Source organism: Massilia glaciei (assembly GCF_003011895.2).
Taxonomy (GTDB): Bacteria; Pseudomonadota; Gammaproteobacteria; order Burkholderiales; family Burkholderiaceae_D; genus Telluria_A; species Telluria_A glaciei.
Genome location: NZ_PXWF02000321.1, coordinates 57,145 through 68,221, shown reverse-complemented (window position 1 = coordinate 68,221; position 11,077 = coordinate 57,145). Strand labels below are relative to the sequence as shown.

Here is an 11,077-nt window from a genome sequence, read left to right as displayed (position 1 = left end):
CGAAATACGCAGTAGAACGGCCGTCAAGCTCATATCCGACAACGGGGTGTCTGTACCCCGCCCTGGAAAAACGAGGTCGCCTACGCGCTGCAGGGACTTCAGCAGGTCCATCGACGCAGTGGAAAGCGGGACCCTGTGCTCCCTGCCGGCCTTCATCCTTTCCGCGGGAACCGTCCACACCTTGGCCTCTAAATCAATCTCGCTCCATTGCGCGCCGCGAACTTCTCCCGAACGACAGGCCGTGAGGATCGCAAAGTGGACGGCGCGGGCGGAGACGCCTTCGCGCAGGGCAAGATCCGACATGAAGCCATGCAGTTCACGCCACGGCAATGCGGGATGATTGCGCACAGGGGCGATCTTGTTGGGATTTGCCAGCAGATTTTCGAGATGGCCGCGCCACCTCGCGGGATTCTCGCCCTGCCGGAACTTGCTCACGGTGGCCCAGTCGAGAATGCTTTCGATACGACCGCGAAGGCGCGTTGCCGTTTCGGTCTTCGTATCCCAGATCGGGCTGAGCACCTTGACGATCAAATCGGTGTCAACGTCGGCGACCGGCAAAGCTCCTATCAGCGGCGTCGCGTAAGTGGCAAGGGTGTTCTCCCATTGGCTCGCATGTTTCGCATTTTTCCAGCTGCCCTTGTGGGCCGCAATGTAGGCCGCAGCACACTTATCGAACGAAATGGCTTTCGCCAGGGCGAGCTTGTCGGCCGTTCTCTGGGCCTCGCGCTTGTCGAGGGGGTCGTGCCCCTCCAGTAGAAGCGCGCGGCACTGCTTGGCCCTCTCGCGCGCTGCAGACAGGCTCACCGTGAGCACGGAACCTAGCCCCATTTCGCGAGGTCGGTGATTCAGGGTGTAGCGGAATACCCAGCTTTTGGTTCCTGACTTCGACACTTGCAGCCACAGCCCCATGCCGTCACCGTAATGGCCCGGCTTGCTGATCCTGCCAACGCCCACAGCCGACAGCTTGTGCATCTTCAGCGCCGTATCCCTACCCACGTTTGTACCCATGTTCGACACGTGGATTGTACCGTTTTCCGGCGGACGCTGGCGGACGTCACTTTTGAGATTTCCCCTATGGGGAGGCGAAAAAAAAGCTCCCGTGAGGGAGCTTTTTTCTTACTACTGGCGGAAAGGGTGAGATTCGAACTCACGGTAGGACATAATCCTACGCCGGATTTCGAGTCCGGTGCATTCGACCACTCTGCCACCTTTCCTGAATCGGTCTGTCGCGCTCACGATGCCTTGCAAGCGAAGCGAGATTATAGCAAGGCATGTAGGAAAACGGAAGGGTCAAAAGCGCGATTCACTCAACTTTTTTTGGCACATATCAATGCGCCCCCCTCCCTCTTGCTGATCAGCCCTTCGCCGGGCTCAGGCGCTCGAGGCCACCCATGTACGGACGCAGCACGGCGGGGATCTCGACGCTGCCGTCGGCCTGCTGGTAGTTCTCAAGCACGGCAACGAGCGTGCGTCCGACCGCCAGGCCCGAGCCGTTAAGCGTGTGCAGCAACTCCGGCTTGCCTTGCGCGTTGCGGAAGCGCGTCTGCATGCGGCGCGCCTGGAAGGCCTCGCAGTTCGACAGCGAGGAGATCTCACGGTAGGTGTTCTGCGCGGGCAGCCACACCTCCAGGTCGTACGTCTTGCTTGCGCTGAAACCCATGTCGCCGGTACACAGCGACATCACGCGGTACGGCAAGCCCAGATTTTTGAGGATGGCCTCGGCGTGCCCGACCATTTCTTCAAGCGTCGCATACGAATTGTCGGGATGGACCACCTGCACCAACTCGACCTTGTCGAACTGGTGCTGGCGGATCATGCCGCGCGTGTCGCGGCCGGCGCTTCCCGCTTCCGAGCGGAAGCATGGCGTGTGCGCCGTCATTTTGATCGGCAATGCATCGGTCGCGATGATTTCGTCGCGCACGGAGTTGGTCAGCGACACTTCGGACGTCGGGATCAGATAGAGCGCGCCGCCCTCGCCTTCCTGGCCGCCCTTCTTGACGGCGAACAGGTCCTCTTCGAACTTGGGCAGCTGGCCGGTGCCGCGCAGCGAATCGGCATTGACGATGTACGGTGTGTAGCACTCGGTGTAGCCATGCTCGCCGGTATGGGTGTCGAGCATGTACTGCGACAAGGCGCGATGCAGGCGCGCGATGCCACCCTTCATGAAGGAAAAGCGCGCGCCCGTTATTTTGGCGGCGGTGTCGAAATCGAGTCCAAGCGTGCCGCCCACGTCGACGTGGTCGCGCACCTCGAAGTCGAAGGCGCGCGGGGTGCCGATCTTGCGCACTTCGACGTTGCCCGATTCGTCGATACCCGCGGGCACGGATTCGTGCGGCAGGTTCGGCAGCGACTCCATGAAGGCGGCCAGCTTGAGCTGCACTTCGCCGAGCGCGGTCTCGTTGCTCTTGAGCGCGTCGCCGAGGCCGCCCACTTCCGCCATCAGCGCCGTCGTGTCCTCGCCCTTCCCCTTGAGCATGCCGATTTGCTTGGACAGCGAGTTGCGCTTGCTTTGCAGCTCTTCGGTGCGGGTTTGAATCGCCTTGCGTTCGGCTTCGAGCGCGGTGAAAACGGCGACGTCGAGCTGGAACTTGCGGCTTGCCAGGCGGGCCGCAACGGTGTCGATATCTTTACGGAGAAGTTGGATGTCTATCATGGGATGAGGATTGCCGGTATGTCGAAACCGCAATTGTACCAAGCCGGACACCATTCCCCGCGAGATTTGTCAGACCACACTTACCCCCGCGCGTCGCTGTCGAGCCCGCGCAGCCAGGCGAGTTTTTCGGCGATCTTCGATTCGATCCCGCGCGGCACCGGTTCGTACCAGCGCGGTTCGGCCATGCCGTCGGGCAGATAGGTCTCGCCGGCCGCGTAGGCGTTCGGCTCGTCGTGCGCGTAGCGGTATTCGTGGCCGTAGCCGAGCTCCTTCATGAGCTTGGTGGGGGCGTTGCGCAGGTGTACCGGCACCTCGCGCGACTTGTCTTTTTTGACGAAGGCGACGGCCCGGTTGTAGGCGTTGTAGCCGGCGTTGCTCTTGGCCGCGATGGCCAGGTAGATGACGGCCTGCCCCAGCGCCAGTTCTCCCTCGGGCGAGCCGAGCCGCTCGTAGGTGGCGGCCGCATCGTTGGCGATCTGGATCGCGCGCGGGTCGGCGATGCCGATGTCCTCCCAGGCCATGCGCACGATGCGGCGCATCAGGTATTGCGGGTCGGCGCCGCCGTCGAGCATCCGGCACAGCCAGTACAGGGCGGCGTCGGGGTGCGAGCCGCGCACCGACTTGTGCAGCGCCGAAATCTGGTCGTAAAAATTGTCGCCTCCTTTGTCGAAGCGGCGCGAGTTGAGCGTGAGCGCGTTGTCGACGAATTCGCCCGTGATGGCCGTGACGCCCGATGTCTCGGCCGAGGTGCGGGTTTGCTCGAGCAGGTTCAGGAAGCGCCGCGCGTCGCCGTCGGCGTAGCCGATCAGCGTGGCGACGGCGACGTCGTCGAACGCGAGGCCGCCAAGGCCGTAGTCCTGCGCGCGCTTGAGCAAGAGCAGCATTTCGGCGTCGGTCAGCGCCTTGAGCACATACACTTGCGCGCGCGACAGCAGCGCCGAGTTGACCTCGAACGAGGGGTTCTCGGTGGTCGCGCCGATTAGCGTGACCAGGCCCGACTCGACGAACGGCAGCAAGGCGTCTTGCTGCGATTTATTGAAGCGGTGGATCTCGTCGATGAACAGGATAGTGTGCTTGCCGCTCGCCAAGAAGTGCTCGGCCTGCTCGATGCCGGCGCGGATGTCTTTGACGCCCGACAGCACCGCCGACAAGGCGATGAACTCGCAGCCAAAGGCGTTGGCGGTCAGGCGCGCGAGCGTGGTCTTGCCCACGCCGGGCGGCCCCCACAGGATCATGGAGTGGGGCCGGCCCGAGCGGAACACGAGGTTGAGCGGCTTGCCCGGCCCGAGCAGATGGCTCTGGCCGATGACTTCGTCGATGGTGGCCGGCCGCAATGCCTCGGCCAGCGGCGCCCGTGGTGCGCTCTTGAACAGGTCATCCACCGCGTACCCTCCCTTTACAGGGCTGGGACAGCGAAGAGAACGCGCAACGTTGGCGTGGTGTCATGGGCAACCGATAGCAAAAAGTCGAGAGCGCATAGTCTAGCGCATGCGGGCCCACAGGGTCACAGTTATGACCATTGGCGAACGTGCACAGTTCCCGCCCCGGCGTTTTCGGCGCACCAAAAACAGCGCCGCAACTTCTGTTCGCACGGCAACTTTAGTGCTATCCTCGTTAACACATGAGCGCGCCTCGACGGGAGCGTGCGGAGAAGGAATAGAGATGAAGATCGCCGAAATTCTTGATGAGCTCGACCTGTTCCAGGAGTTCACCTACCCTGAACTGGAACGCTTCGCTCCCTATCTGCAGTTGGAGGCCAAGTCGGCCGACGCTGTGATTTTCCGGGAAGGCGACACCGGCAACGAGTTGTATATCCTCATCAGCGGCAGCACGTCGATCCTCAAGGGCTACGAGCACGGCTGCCAGTTGATGGCGCACGAATTGCGCGGGCAGATTATTGGCGAAATGGCCATGATCGACCATGCGGCCCGTTCGGCAACCTGCATTGCCGAGACCGATTGCGAGCTGCTGACCTTAACGGCGACCAATATGGACAAGTTTGCCAAGGACCACCCCGACCTGGCCTACCGTTTCATGGCCTGCCTGGCGCGCCAGTTGTCGCGCCGCCTGCGCCGCGCCTCGACCCTGATGGCCGACTTTCTGGGCGCTTAGGTGACACTTAGGTGACGCTTGGGTTTCGCGCTTAGGTTTCGCGCTTAGGTTTCGCGCTCAACCTCCGCGCCTACCCCTCAAAAACATCAGCGCCCTTCGGCATGACGAATTTGAATTGTTGCGCGGCGAGCGGCGGATTCTTCTCGAACTTTTTAAACGTCAGCATCGACGCCTGGCCGAAGGCATCGTTCAGCTCCATCGCCACCGGCTGGCCGTCGCGCAATCCGATGCTGATTTGTGCGAAGGCGCTGTCTTTCGCTTTTGGCACCGCCTTGAGCCATTCGATGCCGTCGCGCGTGCCCGCTTCGCTGAGCGTGAAATTCTTGTCGAGGTCGTTGCTGCCGAACAGGATCGCGGCCGGCGAGGAACCGAGCGCGTCGCCCAGCTTCCTGACGGTCACCTGGTTCAGGTCCTTGTCGTAAATATAGAGCTTGTCGCCGTCGGCCTGCAGCACCTGCTCGTAGGGCTTGACGTACGACCAGATAAACTTGCCCGGGCGGGCGAATAAAAAGGTCCCGCTGGCCGGCGCGGCAACCTTGCTCGTCGGCGTCTTGCGCACCTGGGTCTGCACGAACTCGCCGCGCGCGGCCTTGGTGCTGGCCACGAAGGTCTTGAACTGATCGAGTGCGGTGGCCTGCGCCATGCCGGAAAAAGCCAGCAAGCCCGCGGCCATGAACATGCCCAGCGATTTAGTCATTGTGAAGCGCATTTGATTCCTTTAGTAAGTAATGCCTATTCTGCATTGGCGATCGGCACCAGGATGTCGCGGTTGCCGTTCGATTGCATTGGCGAAACCACGCCACTGTTTTCCATCTGTTCGAGCAGGCGCGCGGCGCGGTTGTAGCCGATGCGCAAATGTCGCTGCACCAGCGAAATCGACGCGCGCCGGTTCTTGAGCACCACCGCGACCGCCTGGTCGTACAGGGCGTCGGCCTCGCCACCGCCCTCGCCCGCCACCGCGCCACCCTCGGCGCCACCTTCGCCCTCGAGCGTGCCGCCGTCGAGGATGCCGTCGATGTAATTGGGCTCGCCCAATGTGTGCAAGTATTTCACAACCCGGTGAACTTCCTCGTCCGATACGAATGCGCCGTGCACGCGCACGGGCAGACCGGTGCCCGGAGGCATGTACAACATGTCACCCATGCCCAGCAGCGCCTCGGCGCCCATCTGGTCGAGAATGGTGCGCGAGTCGATCTTGGACGAGACCTGGAACGCGATCCGGGTCGGGATATTGGCCTTGATCAGGCCGGTGATGACGTCGACCGACGGCCGCTGCGTCGCCAGGATCAGGTGCAGGCCGGCCGCGCGCGCCTTTTGCGCGATGCGGGCGATCAATTCCTCGACCTTTTTGCCGACCACCATCATCAGGTCGGCCAGCTCGTCGATGATGATGACGATCGTCGGCAGCTTCTCGAGCGGCTCGGGCGAGTCCGGGGTCAGGCTGAACGGGTTCGGGATGTGCTCCTCGCGCTTGGCGGCCTCGGCGATCTTGGCGTTGTAGCCGGCCAAGTTGCGCACCCCGAGCTTGCTCATGAGCTTGTAGCGGCGCTCCATCTCGTTGACCGCCCAGTTCAGCGCGTGGCCGGCCTGGCGCATGTCGGTCACGACCGGCGCCAGCAGATGGGGGATGCCCTCGTAGACCGACATCTCGAGCATTTTCGGGTCGATCAGGATCAGGCGCACGTCGGCCGGGTCGCTCTTATATAGCAGCGACAGGATGGTCGCGTTGATGCCGACCGACTTGCCCGAACCGGTGGTGCCGGCCACCAGCAGGTGGGGCATCTTGGCGAGGTCGGCGATCACCGGCTTGCCCGCGATATCCTTGCCCAGCGCGATCGTCAGGCTCGAGGCGTTGTCGTTGTAGATCTTGGAGCCGACGATCTCCGACAGGCGCACGATCTGGCGCTTGGGGTTCGGCAGCTCGAGCGCCATGCAATTTTTGCCGGGGATGGTCTCGACCACGCGGATCGAGGTCAGCGACAGCGATCGGGCGATGTCGCGCGCCAGGCCGACGATCTGGCTGCCCTTCACGCCCGTGGCCGGCTCGATCTCGTAGCGCGTCACGACCGGGCCCGGATAGGCGGCCACGACCTTCGCCTCGACGTTGAAGTCGGACAGTTTCTTCTCGATCAGGCGGCTCGTGAATTCGAGCGTCTCGACCGAGACCGTCTCCTGCACCGCCTGCGGCTCGTCGAGCAGCGCCAGCGGCGGCAGCCCCGAGTCGTTCGGCAGGTCGCGGAACAGCGGCGCCTGGCGCTCCTTCTCGACGCGCTCGGACTTGACCACGACCGCCATCTGCGGCTCGATCTTGACCGGCGGCGCGGCGATGTGCTTTTCGACATGCTTGGCGCGCTCGTGCACCAGCACCTCGTCGCGCTTGACGGCGGCGACCTCGCCCTGGCGCCGGTCCTCGCGGTCCTGGTAGTACAGGCGCAACCAGACGATCGCGTCCTCGATCGCCCCGCCGATGCGCTCGGCGACGGCGAGCCAGGACACCTGGAAGAACAGGCTGAAGCCGAGGCCGAACAACATCAGCAGCAACAGGGTCGCCCCGGTGAAGCCGAAGGCGACGTCGGCGCCATGGCCGATCAGTTGCCCGAGCACGCCGCCGGGGGCGCGCGGCAGGGCCACGCCGAGGCTGTACATGCGCAGGAATTCAAGCCCCATGCTGCCGGCGAACATGAGCACGAAGCCGCCCCAGCGGATCAGGCCCTCGTGGTGGTGCTCGGGCTCGCCGGCGGGGGTCCGGGCGATGCCGTCGTTGAGCTTGCGGTAGCCCTTCCAGATCATGCGCAGGAAGCAGATGCACCACCACCATGCCGAAAAGCCGAACATGAACAGCAGGAAGTCCGACAGATAGGCGCCCGCCTTGCCGCCCAGGTTGCTCACCTTGAGCTTGACGATCTCGTGCGACCAGCCCGGGTCGCTCTTATTGTAGCTGAGCAATATTATGACGAAATACAGGAACAGCACGGCGAGCGCGATCCAGCGCGCCTCGGTCAGGAGGCGCACCAGGCGGTTCGGCAACGGTTGCCGCGGCTGCGTGGGATTGCGGGTGTAGGTGGGGGTTTGGCTTGTCTTTGTCATACTTTATGAAACGTTACCTGCAAGCATCCCGATGGGGCGCGATGCGCTCATTCTAAGCCAAATATTGTCAGGCGGCCCCATTTCGGGCGCGCGCGCGCGATCGACTATAATTGTTAGCTTGCATTTGTCGCGGCGGCGCACTTGATCGCGGCGCGAACGGCCCCAGTTTCACTATAGTTTCCCTATTTCTATATACATCGCCCATCTTTCGACCAGAAACCTCCCATGACCACACCTAAACACGCCCGCGTCCTCATCCTTGGTTCCGGCCCCGCCGGCTACAGCGCCGCCGTCTACGCCGCGCGCGCCAACCTGCAACCGATGCTCGTGACGGGCGTCGAGCAAGGCGGACAGTTGATGACCACCACCGATGTCGAGAACTGGCCGGCCGATCCGATGGGCGTGCAGGGTCCCGAGCTCATGCAGCGCTTTTTGCAACACGCCGAACGTTTCAACACCGACATCGTGTTCGACCACATCCATACCGCCAAGCTGCAGGAAACCCCGATCCGCCTGCTCGGCGACAGCCACGAGTACACCTGCGACGCCCTGATCATCTCGACCGGGGCCTCGGCCATGTACCTCGGCCTGCCCTCGGAGCAAGCGTTCATGGGCAAGGGCGTGTCGGCCTGCGCCACCTGCGACGGCTTCTTCTACCGCAACCGCGAGGTGGCGGTCGTCGGCGGCGGCAACACGGCCGTCGAGGAGGCGCTGTATCTGAGCAACATCGCGAGCAAGGTCACGATCATCCACCGGCGCGACAAGTTCCGCGCCGAGGCGATCCTGATCGACCGCCTCAACGCCAAGGCCGCCGAAGGCAAGATCGTCATCAAATACAACCACACTCTCGACGAAGTGGTCGGCGACACCAGCGGCGTGACGGGGGTGAACATCAAGTCGACGCTCGACGGCACGGTGACGCCGCTGACGGTGCACGGCTTGTTCGTGGCGATCGGCCACAAGCCGAACACGGGCATTTTCGAAGGCCAGCTCGACATGCACAACGGCTACATCAAGACCAAAACGGGCCTCGAGGGCATGGCGACCGCGACCAACATCCCTGGCGTGTTCGCCGCCGGCGACGTGCAGGACCACATCTACCGCCAGGCCATCACCAGCGCCGGCACCGGTTGCATGGCCGCGCTGGATGCGCAGCGCTACCTTGAAAGCCTTGAAAGCTGAGCCAATGGCCTCGATGAAAGACTTCGCCGACCTCAAGTCCCTGCGCGCCACGCTCAAGGACCAGGAGCAGGCGCGCGCGGTCGAAAAGGCCGAACGCGAGCGGCGCGAGCGCCAGCAAAAGCAGGAGGCCAATCTGTTCCAGGGCGCCGTCGGCGGGGTCAAGCGCATCGCCCAGCCGGACCGGCATGTGGCGCGGCCGGCCTCGGCGCCGGTCGCGGTGCGCGGACCGGCGCCCAAGGCGCGCACCCAGGCCGAGGACGACGCGCTGGTGTTGCGCGAATCGCTGTCGGACCAGTTCGACGTCGACGGCCTGCTCGACGACGATCCGACGCTGAGCTACTCGCGCCCGGGCGTGGGCGGCGACGTCGTGCGCAAGCTGCGCAAGCGGCACTGGCCCGTCCAGGGCGAGCTCGACTTGCATGGCATGGACCGCGAAATGGCGCGCGACCAGGTCGGCGACTTCCTGCGCCGCAGCACGCTGCGCGGGCAACGCTGCGTTCGCATCATCCACGGCAAGGGGCTCGGTTCGGCCAACGGCGAGCCGGTGCTGCGTTCGATGGTGCACAGCTGGCTGGTGCAAAAGGACGAGGTTGTCGCGTTTTGCGTGGCCAACAAGGCCGATGGCGGTTACGGGGCGTTGATCGTGCTGCTCAAGGCCGCGCTCGACCAGTGACGCGACGGCCGCCCTCCCCGTCGTTTCTGTCAATGGCAGAAACGACTCCCCGTTAAGTCTTGTCTTTAACTCGGCAGAAATCGAGCTACCGACCTTCATTGATAAAGTAACCAACGTCATCCTCGCGAAAGCGGGGACCCATGCTGAGCTTGCCTACACGTTGCACGGGATAGCTGCGCCCCACCGTCGTCCCCGCGAAGGCGGGGATCCATGCTGAGCTGACATACACCTTGCGTAAGATTGTCACGGGTTCAAACTTGGTGCGACAGCATGGCCCCCGCCTCTGCGAGGAATCGTTTCTGCCATTGACAGCTCTTTTGTTGCGTCACTGAAAACCCGCTATCATATTAGGCTAGCAAGTTTCCCCACATCCACACCAGCCGCCCCGCATGTCCCTCATCCTCATCATCGAAATCAGCGCCATTCTGGTCGGCGCGTTCTCCGGCTTCATCGAGGCGCGGCGCAAGCGCATGGACCTGGTCGGCGTGTTCACGGTCGCCTTCATCACCGCGTTCGGCGGCGGCACGCTGCGCGACCTGTTGCTCGACCGCCGTCCGTTCTTCTGGGTGGTCCACCAGGAATACGCGATCCTGATCTTCGTGCTGGCACTGATCGCCTCGCCGCTGATCCGCAAGCTGCGCCAGATCGTCTCCGAAAACCTGATCGTGGTCGCCGACGCCATCGGACTGGGCCTGTTCACGATCGCCGGCGTGTCGGCCGCGCTCGCCTCGGAGATGCCGGTCTTCATCGCCGCGATGATGGGCGTGATCACGGGGATATTCGGCGGCGTGCTGCGCGACATCGTGTGCAACGAGGTGCCGATGGTGTTTCGCGACGGCAAACCGTACGCGATCTGTTCCTTCATCGGCAGTTGCATGTACCTGCTGATGCTGCAGTTCGACATCTCCAACGACTTCGCGCTTTGGTCGAGCGCGACCGTCATCACCGGGCTGCGCCTGATGTCGTGGAAGTTCGACATGCGCATCGGCCACCGCTAGCCAGTCCTGGCGGCGGCCGGCGCGAACAAATCAGACCGCCTCGGGTCCCGTCTCGCCGGTGCGGATGCGGATCACCTGCTCGACGTTTTGCACGAAGATCTTGCCGTCGCCGATCTTGCCGGTGCGCGCGGCCTTGATGATCGCGTCGACCACCTGGTCGGTCATCGCATCGTCGACCACGACTTCGATCTTGACCTTGGGCAGGAAGTCGACCACGTACTCGGCACCGCGATAGAGCTCGGTGTGCCCCTTCTGGCGGCCGAAACCCTTGACCTCGGTCACCGTCAGGCCCGTCACATTGACTTCGGCCAGCGCCTCGCGCACCTCGTCGAGCTTGAACGGTTTGATTACACAGGTGATCTGTTTCATGAC

The 11,077-nt window shown here is 63.3% G+C and carries 10 protein-coding genes and 1 tRNA gene; 4 read left to right on the top strand and 7 right to left on the bottom strand.

Annotated features, from left to right (window positions below):
• The 4 genes from C7C56_RS25690 to C7C56_RS25675 form a co-directional block, all read right to left on the bottom strand.
• Nucleotides 1-972: tyrosine-type recombinase/integrase (locus tag C7C56_RS25690; RefSeq protein WP_106760190.1), on the bottom strand; the 972-nt coding region annotated here is incomplete at its 3' end.
• Between the two features lie 151 nt (nt 973-1,123).
• Nucleotides 1,124-1,214, bottom strand: a tRNA-Ser gene (locus tag C7C56_RS25685).
• Nucleotides 1,215-1,354: 140 nt separating this feature from the next.
• Entirely contained in the window at nt 1,355-2,653 is a 1,299-nt protein-coding gene (serS, locus tag C7C56_RS25680; protein ID WP_106760188.1) for a serine--tRNA ligase, read from the bottom strand.
• An 80-nt stretch (nt 2,654-2,733) separates the two neighbouring features.
• Nucleotides 2,734-4,035 (bottom strand): replication-associated recombination protein A, encoded by a 1,302-nt coding sequence (locus C7C56_RS25675; protein ID WP_106760187.1) that lies wholly within the window; start codon nt 4,033-4,035, stop codon nt 2,734-2,736.
• 280 nt (nt 4,036-4,315) lie between these two features.
• Here C7C56_RS25675 and C7C56_RS25670 point away from each other — a divergent pair, with 280 nt between their 5' ends.
• A complete protein-coding gene (locus C7C56_RS25670) occupies nt 4,316-4,765 on the top strand; it encodes a Crp/Fnr family transcriptional regulator (protein WP_181373354.1) in 450 nt (149 codons plus the stop codon).
• 70 nt (nt 4,766-4,835) lie between these two features.
• Here the strand turns inward: C7C56_RS25670 and lolA are convergent, their stop codons facing one another.
• A complete protein-coding gene (gene lolA / locus C7C56_RS25665; RefSeq protein WP_229459000.1) occupies nt 4,836-5,462 on the bottom strand; it encodes an outer membrane lipoprotein chaperone LolA in 627 nt (208 codons plus the stop codon).
• A gap of 35 nt (nt 5,463-5,497) precedes the next feature.
• A complete protein-coding gene (locus tag C7C56_RS25660; protein ID WP_106760184.1) occupies nt 5,498-7,852 on the bottom strand; it encodes a DNA translocase FtsK in 2,355 nt (784 codons plus the stop codon).
• Nucleotides 7,853-8,077: 225 nt separating this feature from the next.
• Between C7C56_RS25660 and trxB the strand changes: the two genes are divergently transcribed.
• From trxB to C7C56_RS25645, 3 genes are all read left to right on the top strand, one after another.
• Nucleotides 8,078-9,034 carry a thioredoxin-disulfide reductase gene (trxB, locus tag C7C56_RS25655; RefSeq protein WP_106760183.1) on the top strand — a complete coding sequence of 319 codons (957 nt, stop codon included), beginning with the start codon at nt 8,078-8,080 and terminating at the stop codon, nt 9,032-9,034.
• 4 nt (nt 9,035-9,038) lie between these two features.
• Complete coding sequence (locus C7C56_RS25650) at nt 9,039-9,707, top strand: Smr/MutS family protein (RefSeq protein WP_106760182.1); 669 nt, start codon at nt 9,039-9,041, stop codon at nt 9,705-9,707.
• A 389-nt stretch (nt 9,708-10,096) separates the two neighbouring features.
• Nucleotides 10,097-10,705, top strand: a complete 609-nt coding sequence (locus C7C56_RS25645) for a trimeric intracellular cation channel family protein (RefSeq protein WP_106760181.1) — start codon at nt 10,097-10,099, stop codon at nt 10,703-10,705.
• A 30-nt stretch (nt 10,706-10,735) separates the two neighbouring features.
• Here the strand turns inward: C7C56_RS25645 and C7C56_RS25640 are convergent, their stop codons facing one another.
• Nucleotides 10,736-11,074 (bottom strand): P-II family nitrogen regulator, encoded by a 339-nt coding sequence (locus tag C7C56_RS25640; RefSeq protein ID WP_106760180.1) that lies wholly within the window; start codon nt 11,072-11,074, stop codon nt 10,736-10,738.
• Nucleotides 11,075-11,077 lie beyond the last annotated feature (3 nt).